A 15,393-nucleotide genomic window follows, 5' to 3' on the forward strand; every position below is an offset into this window, starting at 1 on the left:
CCTGGCCCGCCGCCTGCGACGGCATGCCCTGCAGCATGCCCTGGAAGCGGCTCACCGCCTCCCACTGCCGGGCATGGGCCGGGTTGGCCGCCAGCCAGGCGGCAAAGGCCTGTCGTTGCGCGGGGGTGACTTCACCGGAGGCCAGGATCACGAACCATTGCAAGGCCTGGTCCAGGGCGTCTCCGGTGACACCATCCGCGGCGTCCGGGCGCGGAGTCGCGGCGCTCAGCATGCGCAGACCGGTTCGCCGCACTGCTGCATGGCGAGGAAGCAGGCCCGGGTGGCCGTGAGCATATGCTTGCGAACAGTGGCAACGGCGATGCCCAAGGACGCGGCGATAGCGCTATATGTCATGCCGTCGAATTGCGACATGAAGAAGGTCTCCCGCACCTTCAGCGGCAGACCTTCCAGCGCGGCATCGATGGCGGCCAGGGTCTGCAGCACGATGAGGGTGTCTTCATGGGATGGCGCATGGGCTTCGGGCAAGGCTGCCAGGGCCTCCAGATAGGCCGCCTCCAGCTTGCGACGCCGATGCAGGTCGATCATCAGGTGCTTGGCGATCTGGACCAGATAGGGGCGCGCCTGCTCCGGGTTCGGCATGCTGCGCCCTGTCGCCACCCGGATATAGGTGTCCTGCATCAGATCGGCCGCGTCGCCACGGTTACCCAGCTTGCGTTGCAGCCATTGCAGCAGCCAGCCGTGATGGCCGCTGTACATCCTTTGCAATGCATCGCTTTCCTGCCTGTCGAGTAACCGGGCTTCCATGAGCATGATTCTTAATAATGAGAATCATTATTATATGGAAGCAGCTGCGATTTGTCAGTTTTCAGTCCACGAAACTGATCACTTGCGCCATTCCAGGGGTTCGCCGGGCTCGGGCAGGTCCAGCTTCAGACCGAGGCGCTCAATCAGGCGCCGGGCGTCGAACGGTGCCTTGACCTTTATATCGTTATCGAAATAGCAATAGACATCACGACTGGCACGCTGCCGTGGCGCACTCGACGCAATACGCGGCCCCTGCGCCGGCTGACCGCCCTCGGCCCAGGCCCGGATGCGTTCGGCCCAGGCGTCGATGGCCTCATCGCTGTAACCGCTCTGGTAGAGGCGCTTGTCACCGTGCAGGCGCAGATACATGAAATCAGCCGTCACATCTTCCTGGTAGGGCCATTTCTTGGGCGCATCGGCCACCACCAATGCGACCTTGTACTTGCGCAGCAGCTTGATGAAGGACTCGTCGACGAAACTGTCATGGCGGATTTCCATGGCATGGCGCAGCTTGCGCTTCCTGTCGATTTCCAGTTGCACCCTGCCCTCCATGCGCGGCTCATGTGCACGGGCCAGCTTCTGTGCGGCTTCGGTATCGTGCGGCAGCAGGCTCAGGAAGTGCTCCAGGGCCTCCGGCTCATAACTGAAACTGGGCGGGAACTGCCACAGGAAAGGGCCAAGCTTTTCCTTCAGGTTGAATACGCCGGAGGCGAAGACATTGCCCAGGGCGCCATCGATATCCTTCAGCCGACGGGTATGGGTGATGAAGCGATTGCCCTTGTGGCTGAAGACGAAGCCGGGTGGTGTGGACTCATACCAGCGCTGATAGCTTTCCGGCCGCTGCAAGGCATAGAAGGAACCGTTGAGCTCGATGCTGGGCAGCATGCGCGAGGCATAGCCCAGCTCGTCATCCTGGCGCAACCCCTTGGGGTAGAAACTGCCGCGCCAGGGCGCGTAACGCCAGCCGGAGATACCGATCCAGATCTTGCCCATGCCTGCCTCCTCGATCCTGTTCATGCACGGTGTGACCGGGGTAGGCGGACTTGGTGCCGGCCAGCGCGGCAGTAGCACGCTGCTGGTACACTGCTGCCCTTTGATCGACCGCCCGCCTTATCCCCTTTTTCCTCCTTTTTCGTCCTTATCCTTAAATTGCAGGCCCATTCCATGACCGCCATCACCCAATTCCGCCTCGGCTCCCCCGCTCCCGAACATGACCACCCCATCGAAGAGCGCCGACTGGAAGGCAATCCCCTGCGCACCACCTGGAACCACTTCACCAGCGCCAGCGGCGAAATCAACGCCGGTATCTGGGCCTGCGAAAAAGGCAGCTGGCGCATTGCCTTTGCACCGACCAAAGATGAATATTTCTACGTGCTGGAAGGTCGCTGCCGCGTCATTGATGAGCAAGGACTGGCTGCCGAAGCCGGCCCGGGGGATGCCATGGTGATCCCGGCGGGTTTCAAGGGCGTGTTCGAGGTGGTGGAGCCGATGCGCAAGCACTATGTGATCGTCGAGCGCGGCGGCGCTTGAGACGATACAAGCCGCTCTCCATTACCGACTTAAATCCGATAAAGCGTGTTTTAACGCTCAAGCCATCACTTAAAACACAATCAAGGATAATTAATAAGCTTGCCGCTTATCGGGGATAAATCTATAATTTTGGGTATTAACTGGCATTAGTTCTGATAAGCCCCATCATGTTGGATTTAAATCTCAGCAAACCTGATGAAGTGGTCAAGCGGCTTTGCGAACGCTTGCGCACAGAGCGGCTGGCGCAGGCAATGACGCAATCAGACCTGGCCGGGCGCGCCGGCATCGGCGTCAATACGGTGTCCAACCTGGAGGCAGGCCGCAACGTCGGATTCGAGAACATCGTCCGGGTGGCCATGGCCCTTGGCAGGATCAAGGAGCTGGAAGCCCTCTTCCAGCCGAGGCTGGACAGCATCGAGGATATTCTCCGGTACGAGCAAAGCGCCCGCCGTCAACGTACCCGGAGAAAGTCCGATCATGCCTGAGCAAGTCGACGTCTACTACGAAGGCTGGGGCGAGCGCTGGCGCTGGGGCCGGCTGATCTCAACCACCCTCCTGACGGGCCGGCCGCAGATCGCCTTCGAATACAGCAACGAAGCCAGGCAACGCGGTCTGGAACTGTCTTCCCACACCTTGCCCCTGAAGGGGCCGGCGCTACGTCGCGACTTTCCCACCCATCAGCTAGGCCTGCCCGGACCGGTCTATGACGCCCTCCCCGACGGCTGGGGCATGCTGCTGATGGACCGCCTGTTCCGCCGCCGTGGTCTCACCACGGCACGCATCGGCCCACTGGAGCGGCTGGCCTATATCGGTCGCAACGCCATGGGTGCGATGAGTTTCGAACCCGTGGCGCCCGAGGGACAAGCGCCGGTTTCGCATATTCCACTGGAACAGTTGGCCATCGAGGTTCAGGATGTGCTGCACGGCGACGGGGGGCAATTCCTGCAGACCTTGCTGTCGGTGGGCGGCTCACCGCAGGGGGCGAGACCGAAGGCCCTAGTCTATCGCGATCCCCGTAGCGGTGCCATGACGACGGTTGCCACACCGGGTTTCGAAGCCTGGCTGGTGAAATTCCCGGCGCGCGACGAGCATCCCGAGGTCTGCGCCATCGAGATGGTCTATGCACATTGCCTGCGCTTATGTGGCATCGACACGCCCGACACACACTATTTCACTTTACCGAATGCCATGGCAGCTTTCGCCAGCAAGCGCTTTGATCGCGTGGACGGGATGCGGGTCCCCATGCAAAGCCTGGCCGCCTTCACGGGTGCGGATTACCGCACGCCCGGTGCGCTCGACTACGTCAATTTCATGCGTGCCACGCGCTTGTGTACCAACGATGTCCGAGAAATGGCGCTGGCCTATACCCGCGCCGTGTTCAATGTTGCGTTCCACAACAGAGACGATCACCCCAAGAACTTTGCCTATCTCATGTCTGCGGACGGCCGGTGGAAACTGGCGCCGGCCTACGACGTCACCTTTTGCGAGGGGCCGCAGGGATACCACCAGATGGACGTGATGGGGGAAGCATTGACGATTTCGCGCGCGGAGATACTGCGACTGGCCGCCGAAGCCGAGGTCGCGGAGGATGTGGCCAGCGATCTCATCGACAGGATTTGCGACGTGGCACGCCGGTTTGCAAGCTTGGGCGAAGAACTTCATCCCGGTGCCGTCAGACCTGACACGCTGCGCACCATCCAGCAGCAGATTGACCGTAACGTGGCGCTGCTGCGCTAGCGTGCGCCGGATCGACGGCGCAGGTGAGCGGATTCTGAGCGTGATCACCTGCTGATGGTTGCGCGTCTCCTCTCAAGATTGGATCAGGGACATCTTCGGAATTGAAAAAGGGAGCTGCACGCTCCCTTTTTTTCCTCAAGTACCCTTACAAAATCACTCCCACTCGATGGTCGCTGGCGGCTTCCCCGAAATGTCATACACCACCCGGTTCAGGCCGCGCACTTCATTGATGATGCGGTTGGACACGCGTCCCAGCAGTTCATGCGGCAGGTGCGCCCAGTGGGCGGTCATGAAGTCCTGGGTCTGCACGGCGCGCAGGGCCACGACGTATTCGTAGGTACGGCCGTCGCCCATCACGCCCACCGACTTCACCGGCAGGAACACGGCGAAGGCCTGGCTGGTCTTGTCGTACCAGCTCTGGCCGTCGTCATCCTTCGTATTGCGCAGTTCCTCGATGAAGATTGCGTCAGCGCGGCGCAGCAGGTCGGCGTATTCCTTCTTGACTTCACCCAGGATACGCACGCCCAGGCCCGGGCCGGGGAACGGGTGGCGGTAGACCATTTCCGGCGGCAGGCCCAGGGCCACGCCCAGTTCGCGGACTTCGTCCTTGAACAGTTCGCGCAGGGGTTCCAGCAGCTTCAGGTTCAGGGTTTCCGGCAGGCCGCCGACGTTGTGGTGGCTCTTGATGGTGTGGGCGGTCTTCTTGCCCTTGCCGGCGCTTTCGATCACGTCCGGGTAGATGGTGCCCTGGGCCAGCCACTTGGCGCTGGTCAGCTTGGCCGATTCGGCCTGGAACACTTCGACGAACTCGCGGCCGATGATCTTGCGCTTGGCTTCGGGATCGGTGACGCCAGCCAGATGGCCCATGAACTGGGCGGTAGCGTCCACATGGATCACCTTCACGCCCAGGTTCTTGCCGAACATCTCCATGACCATCTTGCCTTCGTCCAGGCGCAGCAGGCCGTGGTCGACGAAGACACAGGTCAGCTGGTCACCGATGGCGCGGTGGATCAGGGCCGCAGCCACGCTGCTGTCCACGCCACCGGAGAGGCCCAGGATGACTTCATCGCTGCCGACCTGCTGGCGGATCATCTCGACGGCTTCGGAGATGTAGTCCGGCATGTTCCAGTCCGACTGGCAGCCGCAGATCTCGTGCACGAAGCGCGCCAGCATGGCCTTGCCCTGCACGGTGTGGGTGACTTCGGGGTGGAACTGCACGCCGTAGAAGCGACGTTCTTCGTCGGCCATGCCGGCGATGGGGCAGTTGCCGGTGGAGGCCATGAGCTTGAAGCCGGCCGGCATGTCGTTGACCTTGTCGCCGTGGCTCATCCAGACCTTCAACATGCCGTGGCCCTGGGCATTGGTGAAGTCGCTGATGTTCTCCAGCAGCTTGGTGTGGCCGTGGGCGCGCACTTCGGCGTAGCCGAATTCACGCAGGTGACCGTTTTCGACCTTGCCGCCCAGTTGCTCGGCCATGGCCTGCATGCCGTAGCAGATGCCCAGGACCGGCACGCCCAGTTCGAATACCGATTGCGGTACGCGCGGGGTGTCGCCTTCGGTGACGCTGTTGGGGCCACCGGAGAGAATGACGCCGGCCGCGCCGTAGTTGCGCACGAATTCGTCGGTCACATCATGCGGGAATACCTCGGAAAACACACCGGCTTCGCGCACGCGGCGAGCGATGAGCTGGGTCACCTGGGAACCGAAGTCGAGGATCAGGATTTTCGAATGCGAATGCGTGGACATGGGCAATGAGGTCTGGCTACGTTAGCTACGTTGAAAATGGACTGCTGAAAAATTCAACAGCCCGACAGCCTGGCGCGATGCCGGTGGACTGTCGGGCTGTGGCCGCATCGAAAATTACTCGGCGCGGTAGTTCGGGGCTTCCTTGGTGATCTGCACGTCGTGGACGTGCGATTCGCGCATGCCGGCCGAGGTGATCTCGACGAATTCGGCGCGTTCGCGGAAGTCGTCGATGGAACCGCAACCGCAGTAACCCATGGAGGAGCGCACGCCGCCCACCAGCTGATACAGGATGGCGACCACCGAGCCCTTGTAGGCGACGCGGCCTTCGATGCCTTCCGGCACGAACTTGTCGGCGGTGTTGTCGCCGTCCTGGAAGTAACGGTCGGCCGAGCCGTCGGCCATGGCGCCCAGCGAACCCATGCCACGGTAGGACTTGTAGCTGCGGCCCTGGTACAGGATCACTTCACCGGGGGCTTCTTCGGTGCCGGCGAACATGCTGCCCATCATCACGGCGGACGCCCCGGCGGCCAGCGCCTTGGCGACGTCGCCGGAGAAGCGGATGCCGCCGTCGGCGATCACCGGTACGCCGGTCCCCTTCAGGGCGTCGGCGACGTTGGCGATGGCGGAGATCTGAGGTACGCCCACGCCAGCGACGATACGGGTGGTGCAGATGGAGCCAGGACCGATGCCGACCTTGACGGCGTCGGCACCATGTTCGACCAGTGCCTTGGCAGCGGCGGCGGTGGCGATGTTGCCGCCGATGACTTCCACGTGCGGGTAGCGGGTCTTGACCCACTTGACGCGGTTCAACACGCCAGCGGAGTGGCCGTGGGCGGTGTCGACCACGATCACGTCCACGCCGGCAGCGACCAGCAGTTCGATGCGCTCGTCATTGTCCGGACCCACGCCGACGGCGGCGCCCACGCGCAGCTTGCCGTGTTCGTCCTTGCAGGCGAAGGGGTGTTCGGTGGATTTTTCGATGTCCTTGACGGTGATCAGGCCGCGCAGCTCGAAGGCATCGTTGACGACCATCACGCGCTCCAGGCGGTGCTTGTTCATCAGGCGCTTGGCTTCTTCGGGATCGGCGCTGGAACCGTTTTCCTTGACGTAGACCAGCTTGTCGCGCGGGGTCATCTTGGCGCGGACTTCGGCGTCCAGCTCTCGCTCGAAACGCAGGTCGCGGTTGGTGATGATGCCCACCAGTGCCTTGCCTTCAACCACCGGGAAACCGGAAATGCCGTGCTGCTTGGACAGCGCGATCACGTCGCGGATCTTCATGGTGGGGGGGATGGTGATCGGGTCGCGGACCACGCCGGACTCGAAACGCTTGACCTTGGAAACCTCGCGCGCCTGTTCCTTGGGCGTCAGGTTCTTGTGGATGATGCCGATCCCGCCTTCTTGCGCCATGGCAATGGCCAGGCGTGCTTCGGTGACGGTATCCATCGCAGCCGACACCAGGGGGATGTTCAGCGAGATGTTGCGCGTCAGGCGCGTGGTCAGGGAAGTATCTTTGGGGAGGATGTCCGAGAAGGCCGGAACGAGCAGCACATCATCGAACGTGAGTGCTTTTTGGAGAAGACGCATAGTGTTTCCTATAGGCGCAAAAGCGAATTATACAGAAAACTTGATCGCGCGTCTTGCTCTGCTTGCGTTTCTGCCTCCGGGCGTCGTAAAAATGCCGGATATCCTGCGCGTTATAGGTAGCCCGGCAAGCCGCGCGGGCTATTCGCCCTGCCCGCGCTCCTGGTGCGCGGCCCGGCGCCGGCGGGATTGCTTGGGGTCGGCGATCAGGGGGCGGTAGATTTCGATGCGGTCGCGTTCGCGCAGCGGGGTGTCCAGCGGCCTGGCCTTGCCGAAGATGCCGACCTTGCAGGTCGACAGGTCGATGGCCGGCTGTTCGCGCAGCAGGCCACTGTCGAGGATGGCCTGCTGGATGGTGCAGCCCGGGGCCACCTCAAGATCCCTGAGAATCTGCAGTCCGGGCGCGGCGTAGCAGAGCTGGACTTGCAAAGGGCCTGCTTCAGCCATATATCTGTTCGGCCCGCTTGCAGAAGGAATCGACGAAGCTGTTGGCGATCATGCTGAAGACAGGGCCGATCACACCCTCCAGGATGCGGCTGGAAAATTCATATTCCATGTCGAACTCGATCTTGCAGGCATCCTCGCGCAGCGGCTTGAAGCTCCAGCGACCTTCGAAATGCTTGAACGGGCCTTCCACCAGGCGCATGGTCATGCTGGTGGGGCGCACATTGGTATTGTGGGTGCTGAAGGACTGTTTCAGGCCGTGGTAGTTGATCTTGAGCTTGGCCGTGAGACTATCGTCACTGCGTTCAGACACCTCGACACCGCCACACCAGGGCAGGAATTCAGGGTAATCCTCAACCTTGTCGACCAGGTTGAACATCTGCTCCGCGCTATAGTTGATCAGGACGGTTTTGTGAACGACTGCCATCGAGGGTGATCCGTTTGATAAAATCGCAAAGGCACAATTTTAACCGACGAGACGAATTTTTATTTAGATGAGCATTATTGATAACAAAAAGGCCTTTTTCGATTACTTCATCGAAGAGCGATTCGAAGCAGGTCTCGTCTTGCAAGGTTGGGAAGTCAAATCGATCCGCGCCGGCCGCGTGCAATTGAAGGAAGCCTACGTGATCGTGCGCAATGGCGAGGTCTACCTGTTCGGCTGCCACATCAGCGCGCTGACCAGCACCTCCACCCACGTGCATCCGGAAACGACCCGTACCCGCAAGCTGCTGCTCAATGCGGCGGAGATCAGCAAACTGATCGGCAAGGTGGAGCGCTCCGGCTATACGCTGGTGCCACTGAACCTGCATTACAGCAAGGGCCGGGTCAAATGCGACATCGGCCTGGCCAAGGGCAAGAAGCAGCACGACAAGCGCGAGACCGAAAAGCAGCGTGACAGCCAGCGTGAAATCCAGGCGGCCATGAAGCAGAATCGTCGCTGATCCCGCTCTACCCTCTCCCATTGCGACCACGGCTGCCCTGGGCAGCCGTTTTCATGTCCGCCGTTACGACCAGCCGGCGAACTTCTCGCGGCAGGCGGCCACCATCCCGGCCACCACCGGCGCCCATTGCCCGCGCTCCTGCTGGCGGAACAGCCGGACCGAGGGATACCAGGGACTGGAGTCCCCCTCGACGCCCCAGCGCCACTCGCCTTCCAGTCGTTGCGGCAAAAAGCATGGCAGGCCCAGGGCACCGGCCAGGTGTATGACGGCAGTATCGACACTGATCACCAGGTCCAGCGCGCAGGCCAGCGCAGCGGTATCGGCCCAGTCCGTCAAGGGCAAGCTGTGCAGCCGGCCCGCCATTTCCTGATGCAGGGCCTGGTCGGCCAGGGGAATTTCCACCTGCAGGCTGATGAAGTCGGCCGGCAGGTCCAAGAGCGGCAGCAAGGCGGCCAGTGGCACGTCGCGGCTGGGATGCGTGGTGGCGTACTGCCGTCCGGCCCAGGCCAGGCCAATACGCGGACGGCGCGGCGCGGCGCCATCCAGCAACGACAGTTGCTGCTGCCACTGCGCTACGCGCCCAGGATCGGCAAAAAGATAAGGCGGCTGCGGTCCCTGGCCAGGATCAGGCACCGCAAGCAACAACGGCAGGCTCAGCAGCGAGGCATGGCAATCATGGGGCGGCGCTTCATGTGCGTGGGACACGCAGTCCACCCCGGGCAAGGAGGGGGCGAGCACCGCCAACAACGCTGCGGGGGCGCAGAGCGTCACCTGCGCTGCACGCTGTGCGACCAGCGGGATGTAGCGGGAAAATTGCAGGCAATCGCCCTGCCCTTGTTCGGCCCACAAGAGCACTCGCTTTCCCTGTACATCCTGGCCTGGCTGCCAGCGCGGGCTCGGGCTGCTGATGCCCTGCCGGGCCAGTTCGGCAATCGCGAAACGGGCTTCATGGGCTGGCCATCCCCGTGCATAGTCATGCCGCGTCAGCAGCATGTGGGCGCGACCCACCTGGGCCTGCGGGAAATCGGCATGCCAGCGCAGAGCCTCTTCATAGGCGGCTTGCGCTTCATCGATGCGGCCCATGCGGCGCAGGATGTCGGCGCGATTGAAGGCAATCAGGGCGCGGGTGGCGTCGTCGCTGTCGGGGGCTTCCGAGTAGCAATGCAGCGCCTCTTCGTGGCGGTTCAACAGAAGCAGGATATCGGCGTGCAAGGCCTGGTGTTCCAGGGTGGCCAGCGGCAGAGCAGGAGCAAGGGCGGCCAATGCCTGTTGTGGCTGCGCCAGCTTGTAGTAAAGACGCGCCAACGTGGCGGCGCGCTCAGTGTCGGGCGTCTCTTCCGGCCCTGGGGCGGCTGCCAGCGTATCGGCCCATTGCGCCATCACTGCGCGATGGGCGACGCGCGCGTCGTGGTAGTCCGGCACCAGATCCAGACAGGCTTCGTAGGCAGCGATCGCGCCGGCCAGCTCACCCATTTCCACCAGCAGATCGGCACGCTGCATGTGCAATGGCAGGAAGCCGGGGTCCAACGCCAGTGCCTGCTCCAGCACGGCCACGGCAGCAGCAGGTTGCTGGGCGCCACGCAGGGCGATGGCCTCGCACATCAGGCCCATGATGCTTGCCAGTTTGGCGGGGTCGGGAGAAATCATGGCCGGCAGCTTATCACGCCGCCGGCTCGTGACGCCGCCGCCGGATCACGCCGTGGTATCGATCAGGTTGCCTGTGGTCTTGCCTGCCGCCAGCTTGCTCTGCAGGTTTTGCAGGAAGCTGGAAAGCGACGTAGTGGTCGACGATGCGCCCAGGGAACTGAGCAGGTTGCTGAAGGCACTTTCCAGTGAAGAGCTCGTACCATCACCGCTATCGCTACTGCCAGAGGAAAGACTGGAGATCAGGCTATTGAGGTCTGCCTCCAGCCCACCGCCGGGTGGCGGAGGCCTGCCCGCTGGCGAGTAGGAGCGCGCCGTGGTGTCGGTGGCCGTGGTGCTGGCACTGCTAGTGCTGCTGGAGCCACTGGTGCTGTCGACCTCGCTGGTGGCCGACACGCTACTGGATGAACTGCCGTCAGAAGACGACGAAAGTGCCGGCGCCGGTCCCGGTGGGGGATTGTCCGGGCCTTTCAGGGCGGCCATGAGTTCCTGCAGGAAGGCATCGAGCTTGGAATCGACATTCGAAGCCGAAATGCTGCTGCTTGAAGAGGTCGTGCTGGCCGAGGTGGAAGCGCTGGTTGCCGTGGCGCTGCTGGCGGTCGCATCAAGCGCCACGCCCAGCGAGGCGAGAATATCCTTGAGCGCGCCGATCAGCCCTCCCCCCTTGTCGCCATGCGGCGGTGGTGGCGGTGGCACATCCATGCGCTGCGTGGCGCTGGTGGAAAAACCGCTGGTGCCGCTGAGCGCGGACAGATCGGACAGGCTGAAATTGCTGGAACCAACGCTGCTGATGGCCATGACACTCCCCTTTTATTGTGCGCGACGCCCCTTGCGCCGCTCCCTTGTCAGTGTCAACAGTATCGGTCATCAAGACCTGTTAAGTTGAACCGGAAGGCGTAAAGCGGAGTAAAGTTCTGTCAACAGGCGCAGCGCGGGCCATTGCCGCAAGTCAAGCCTGGCGCGGCCTGCCAGCGGGTGGTGAAAAAATCGGTCAAGGAAGGATGGGCGCCATACCCTGTCGCGAAGGTTCACCGGCACGCGGTAAATGAATGTAAAGATGCAATTGTAAAGACGGCTGGAAACACTCCTGCAAAACCTTTTACGGCATATTACGGGCTGCCGACGCCCTGCGGCCTGGAGGCAGGGCAATTCGAGAATGGAATGCAGCGATGTCTAAAGTACTTTTGATCGACGATGACGTGGAGCTCGTCGATATGCTCAAGGAATACCTGGAGCAGGAAAAATTCGAAGTCAACGTCGCCTACGATGGCGAAGCCGGCGCCGCCGAGGCGCTCACCGGCCAGTACGCCATCGCGGTGCTGGATGTGATGATGCCCCGCCTGAACGGCGTCGATACCCTGCGCCGTATCCGCGCCAAGAGCAGCATGCCGGTGGTGATGCTGACCGCCAAGGGCGATGACACCGACCGCATCATCGGCCTGGAACTGGGCGCCGACGATTACGTGCCCAAGCCTTGCACACCACGCGAAATTGCCGCCCGCATCCGCGCCATCCTGCGCCGCGCTTCTGCCGAGAGCAGCGAACAGACGCCCTATTCGCCGCTGGCCGTGGGCGCGCTGTCGATGTGGCCGGAACAGCGTCGCGCCACCTGGAACAGCCGGCCGCTGGAATTGACCAGCAGCGAATTCAACCTGCTGGAAGTGCTGGCCCGCAATGCCGGCAAGCCGGTCAGCAAGCAGACCCTGTCGGAGCAGGGTCTGGGCCGCCCGCTGGCGCGCTTCGATCGCAACATCGACGTCCACCTTTCCAGCATCCGCCAGAAGATCGCCGCCTTGGGCAGCGACAAGAGCTGCATCCAGACCGTCTATCGCCTCGGCTACCAGTTCATCAAGGAATAAAGTGGGCCGGCTTTTCTGGAAGTTCTTCTTCTTCATCGCGATCGCCCAGATTACCGCCACCTTCGGCGTGGGCGTGCTGTTCTGGATAGAAAACCTGGAACGCAGCAACCGCAATTCGGAAATCGACCTCAGTCCGCCGGCCTCGTTCATGATCCGCTCGGCGGCGGCCACGCTGCAGTTCGGCGGGCCGGAAGCGCTGCGCAGCCTGATCAATGAAGGACGCCCGCATCGCCTGCAGTTGTATGCGGTGGATGAAGAGAACAAGGACCTGATGGGTCGCGAAGTACCGCCCAAGCTGGTGGAAGAGGCGCGTCACCTGTTGACGACCGAGCGCGAGCGACGCTCGGTGGAACTGGTCAAGGCCACCAACGGCCATAGCTACCTGATGTTCATTCCGGCGCCCAACGATGAGTTTGCGCCACCGCCCGGCCCCGGACCCGGCGGCATGCCCGGTCGCGAACCCCGCTACATGAAGGAACGCGGACCCAAGCCGCTGTTCTTCCCGACCATGCCGCTGGCCGTGGCGCTGGTGGCCAGCCTGGTCTTTGCCCTGCTGCTGGCCTGGTATTTCTCGCACCCGATTCGCCACCTCAAGAACGCCTTCAACCAGGCTGCCAATGGCAACCTGGATCTGGAACTGGAGCCGGTGATGAGCGCGCGCAACGACGAGCTGGCCGACCTCGGTCGCGATTTCGACGCCATGACCGCCAAGCTGCGCACCCTGATGGAAAGTCAGCGTCGCCTGCTGCATGACGTCTCGCACGAATTGCGCTCGCCGATTGCGCGCCTGCAGATGGCCATCGGTCTGGCGCGGGTGCAGGACCGGGACAAGCTGGAGCTGACCCTGGAACGCATCGAACGCGAGAGCGTGCGCATGGACAAGCTGGTGGGTGAACTATTGACGCTGTCGCGACTGGAAGCCAATGTCCCCGGTTCGATGGAAGAAGCCATCGCCATCCAGCCCATGCTGGGGGACATGATCAATGACGCCAATTTCGAGGCCGAGACCTTGGGTAAGCAGGTGGAAAGCCAGATCGCCTGCCGGGTGCAGGTGCAGGGCAATCCGGAGTTGCTCTATCGCGCTATCGAGAACGTGCTGCGCAATGCCATCAAGCACACCGCGCCAGCGACCACGGTGCAGGTCGTGGCCGAGATCGACGAGGTCGGCAAGCTGCTGCACCTGTCCATTCTCGACCGTGGGCCGGGTGTGCCGGAGGAAGAGATGAACAGCATCTTCGAGCTGTTCTTCCGCAGCAGCCGCACCAAGAGCAACAGCGCCGGGCACGGCCTGGGGCTGTCAATTGCGCGACGTATCGTGGAAGCCCATCAAGGCAGCATCCGCGCTGCGAATCGGTCGGATGGCGGCTTGCGGGTGGACATCACCCTGCCCTTCATGGCCGATGAACCGGCACGGGGAGAGACTGTGGAGGCCTGATGGCTGGCTACCGGCTGGCAGCGATCCGTCCGCAGCCGTCAGTGTGCTAGGGCCTGTGGTTCGGGATCGACGATGGTCGTCATCAATCCGCGTTGCACCGCGACCTGGAAGGCCTGCAGTTCCTGCACGCCCTGTTCGGCCGGATAGGGAATCGGCAAGCGGTTCATCAGAACCGCCCAAGACCAGCCATCGGCTCGCGACTGCAGATAGGCGTAGCTGCCGGTGGTCAGCGCACCGCTGTGGGAGAGGATTTCCATGCCGTTGGTACGGGTCACCACCCAGCCCAGGCCATAGTTGTTTTCTGCCAGCCTGGGATCGCGCTGCTTCATCAGGGCCAGCGTTTCGGGCTTGAGCAATGCGGGGCTGCCGCGCCCCTGGACCGAATCGACGAAGCGCACCAGGTCGGCCGCCGTGGTCACCCAGCCGGCAGTGGCGTCCATGCTCCTGAAATGATAGGCGCAATAGGATTCCGGACACGTCGCCGCGCTGCCATCGCGGTCGGCCACGGCGGGCCAGCGCGGGTCATCGTAATAGCCGGCCTCCCCTGCAGCGCGCTCGTTGCGGCGATCCCCGGCGATCACCGCATCATCGATCCCGGCCGGGCCGAACACCAATGCCTGCACCGCCTGCTCATAGGGCTGCCCGGTCTTGTGCTCGATGATGCGACCCAGCACGTTATAGGCGAAATTACCGTAGAAAAATTCAGTGCCCGGTGCAGCATCCAGCAGACGCTGCTTGAGCACATAGGCGATCACGTCGCGTGCCGAGGCCGGCGCCGGGACCTGGCGTGCGCGGGCGATATTGACCAGGTCGTATTGCGGGTCGTAGTCGCTGCCACCCCAGCCGCTGGTGTGTTGCAGCAGCTGGCGCAAGGTGATCCTGAGCACGCGCTGGTCCAGCGGCTGGGCGAAATCCGGATAGGCCGCATCGGGCAACAGACCTTGCGGGCCGAAGACCGGGTGATCCAGCACCTGCGGCAACTCGTTCTGGAACAGCCTCAGCACCGCCACCGCCGTCACCGCCTTGGAAATGCTGCCGATGCGAAAACGCGTCTGGGGCGTGACCGGCGTATTGCTTTCGGTGAGCGCCATGCCATAGCCACGTTGGTACACCAGCCGGCCCTGATAAGCGATGGCGATGCTGGCCCCGGGAACCGGATAACGGGCAAGGATCTGCTCCATGCGGGCATCCACGCGGGCGGCCAGCGCATCATCCTGTTGCTGGGCGTGGGTGACGGAGGCGGCCGACAACAAGGCGGCCGTCAGCATGAAGCGGGCTGGCCGTGGCAAGGCGATACGAGAAGACACGAAGTTCATGGGAGATTTCTATTTCTGTTGCTTCACCACTTGCAGTGCCGATGCGATCAGGCCGCTCATATCGGACAGATTGGCCGGCACGATGATGGAATTGTTGGTCTTGGCCAGCTTGCCGAAGGCATCGACATACTGCTCCGCCACCTTCAGGTTGACGGCGTCCGAACCACCCGGTTGCTGGATTGCCGAAGCCGTCTTGCGGATCGCCTCGGCACTGGCTTCGGCGATGGCAAGGATAGCCGCGGCCTGACCTTCGGCACGATTGATCGATGCCTGCTTCTCGCCTTCGGAACGGGCGATGGCGGCTTCACGCTCACCGGTGGCGATATTGATCTGTTCCTGCTCTGTCTCTTGATCAGATCTGGCCGCCTAGGCCGAATTCGAGCTCGGTACCC

16 protein-coding genes and 1 pseudogene are annotated in these 15,393 nt (G+C 62.6%); 6 read left to right on the forward strand and 11 right to left on the reverse strand.

What is annotated here, in order from left to right:
• From HFRIS_RS23660 to HFRIS_RS23670, 3 genes are all read right to left on the reverse strand, one after another.
• Nucleotides 1-232: FecR/PupR family sigma factor regulator (locus tag HFRIS_RS23660; RefSeq protein ID WP_006465552.1), on the reverse strand; the 232-nt coding region annotated here is incomplete at its 3' end.
• A complete protein-coding gene (locus HFRIS_RS23665; protein WP_152486754.1) occupies nucleotides 226-765 on the reverse strand; it encodes a sigma-70 family RNA polymerase sigma factor in 540 nt (179 codons plus the stop codon). The genes HFRIS_RS23660 and HFRIS_RS23665, both read right to left, overlap by 7 nt.
• A 78-nt stretch (nucleotides 766-843) precedes the next feature.
• Nucleotides 844-1,758: a DUF72 domain-containing protein gene (locus tag HFRIS_RS23670; protein WP_006465554.1), complete on the reverse strand. Its 915-nt coding sequence runs from the start codon at nucleotides 1,756-1,758 to the stop codon at nucleotides 844-846.
• 171 nt (nucleotides 1,759-1,929) lie between these two features.
• On the opposite strand from HFRIS_RS23670, the gene HFRIS_RS23675 reads away from it, so the two are divergent.
• The 3 genes from HFRIS_RS23675 to HFRIS_RS23685 all read left to right on the forward strand — a co-directional run bounded on the left by HFRIS_RS23675 (nucleotide 1,930) and on the right by HFRIS_RS23685 (nucleotide 4,032).
• The gene (locus tag HFRIS_RS23675) at nucleotides 1,930-2,295 is read left to right on the forward strand and encodes a cupin domain-containing protein (RefSeq protein ID WP_006465555.1); all 366 of its coding nucleotides are present in this window, start codon (nucleotides 1,930-1,932) and stop codon (nucleotides 2,293-2,295) included.
• 167 nt (nucleotides 2,296-2,462) lie between these two features.
• Nucleotides 2,463-2,780 (forward strand): helix-turn-helix domain-containing protein, encoded by a 318-nt coding sequence (locus HFRIS_RS23680; RefSeq protein ID WP_006465556.1) that lies wholly within the window; start codon nucleotides 2,463-2,465, stop codon nucleotides 2,778-2,780.
• Nucleotides 2,773-4,032 (forward strand): type II toxin-antitoxin system HipA family toxin, encoded by a 1,260-nt coding sequence (locus tag HFRIS_RS23685; RefSeq protein ID WP_006465557.1) that lies wholly within the window; start codon nucleotides 2,773-2,775, stop codon nucleotides 4,030-4,032. The genes HFRIS_RS23680 and HFRIS_RS23685 overlap by 8 nt, the downstream gene beginning before the upstream one ends.
• Before the next feature lie 153 nt (nucleotides 4,033-4,185).
• Here HFRIS_RS23685 and guaA read toward each other — a convergent pair whose 3' ends face one another.
• The 4 genes from guaA to HFRIS_RS23705 all read right to left on the reverse strand — a co-directional run bounded on the left by guaA (nucleotide 4,186) and on the right by HFRIS_RS23705 (nucleotide 8,230).
• Nucleotides 4,186-5,778, reverse strand: a complete 1,593-nt coding sequence (guaA, locus tag HFRIS_RS23690) for a glutamine-hydrolyzing GMP synthase (protein WP_006465558.1) — start codon at nucleotides 5,776-5,778, stop codon at nucleotides 4,186-4,188.
• Between the two features lie 114 nt (nucleotides 5,779-5,892).
• Nucleotides 5,893-7,362, reverse strand: coding sequence for an IMP dehydrogenase (guaB, locus tag HFRIS_RS23695; RefSeq protein WP_006465559.1), 1,470 nt, complete (start codon nucleotides 7,360-7,362; stop codon nucleotides 5,893-5,895).
• Between the two features lie 138 nt (nucleotides 7,363-7,500).
• Nucleotides 7,501-7,806 (reverse strand): RnfH family protein, encoded by a 306-nt coding sequence (locus HFRIS_RS23700; protein ID WP_039877187.1) that lies wholly within the window; start codon nucleotides 7,804-7,806, stop codon nucleotides 7,501-7,503.
• Complete coding sequence (locus HFRIS_RS23705) at nucleotides 7,799-8,230, reverse strand: type II toxin-antitoxin system RatA family toxin (protein ID WP_006465561.1); 432 nt, start codon at nucleotides 8,228-8,230, stop codon at nucleotides 7,799-7,801. The genes HFRIS_RS23700 and HFRIS_RS23705 overlap by 8 nt, the downstream gene beginning before the upstream one ends.
• 67 nt (nucleotides 8,231-8,297) lie before the next feature.
• Here HFRIS_RS23705 and smpB point away from each other — a divergent pair, with 67 nt between their 5' ends.
• Complete coding sequence (smpB, locus tag HFRIS_RS23710) at nucleotides 8,298-8,747, forward strand: SsrA-binding protein SmpB (protein ID WP_006465562.1); 450 nt, start codon at nucleotides 8,298-8,300, stop codon at nucleotides 8,745-8,747.
• A 63-nt stretch (nucleotides 8,748-8,810) separates the two neighbouring features.
• On the opposite strand, the gene HFRIS_RS23715 is transcribed toward smpB, so the two are convergent.
• A complete protein-coding gene (locus HFRIS_RS23715) occupies nucleotides 8,811-10,394 on the reverse strand; it encodes a tetratricopeptide repeat protein (RefSeq protein ID WP_006465563.1) in 1,584 nt (527 codons plus the stop codon).
• A gap of 45 nt (nucleotides 10,395-10,439) precedes the next feature.
• Nucleotides 10,440-11,189 (reverse strand): hypothetical protein, encoded by a 750-nt coding sequence (locus HFRIS_RS23720; RefSeq protein ID WP_006465564.1) that lies wholly within the window; start codon nucleotides 11,187-11,189, stop codon nucleotides 10,440-10,442.
• 371 nt (nucleotides 11,190-11,560) lie between these two features.
• On the opposite strand from HFRIS_RS23720, the gene HFRIS_RS23725 reads away from it, so the two are divergent.
• The gene (locus HFRIS_RS23725; RefSeq protein ID WP_039877189.1) at nucleotides 11,561-12,250 is read left to right on the forward strand and encodes a response regulator transcription factor; all 690 of its coding nucleotides are present in this window, start codon (nucleotides 11,561-11,563) and stop codon (nucleotides 12,248-12,250) included.
• Between the two features lies 1 nt (nucleotide 12,251).
• Complete coding sequence (locus HFRIS_RS23730) at nucleotides 12,252-13,685, forward strand: ATP-binding protein (protein ID WP_006465566.1); 1,434 nt, start codon at nucleotides 12,252-12,254, stop codon at nucleotides 13,683-13,685.
• Nucleotides 13,686-13,723: 38 nt separating this feature from the next.
• On the opposite strand, the gene HFRIS_RS23735 is transcribed toward HFRIS_RS23730, so the two are convergent.
• On the reverse strand, nucleotides 13,724-15,001 hold the full coding sequence (locus HFRIS_RS23735; RefSeq protein ID WP_006465567.1) for a serine hydrolase domain-containing protein: 1,278 nt from the start codon (nucleotides 14,999-15,001) through the stop codon (nucleotides 13,724-13,726).
• Between the two features lie 9 nt (nucleotides 15,002-15,010).
• Nucleotides 15,011-15,343: pseudogene (locus HFRIS_RS23740) on the reverse strand (band-7 C-terminal domain-containing protein); the annotation flags it as partial.
• Between the last annotated feature and the right edge of the window lie 50 nt (nucleotides 15,344-15,393).

This window comes from Herbaspirillum frisingense GSF30 (genome assembly GCF_000300975.2).
Taxonomy (GTDB): Bacteria; Pseudomonadota; Gammaproteobacteria; order Burkholderiales; family Burkholderiaceae_D; genus Herbaspirillum; species Herbaspirillum frisingense.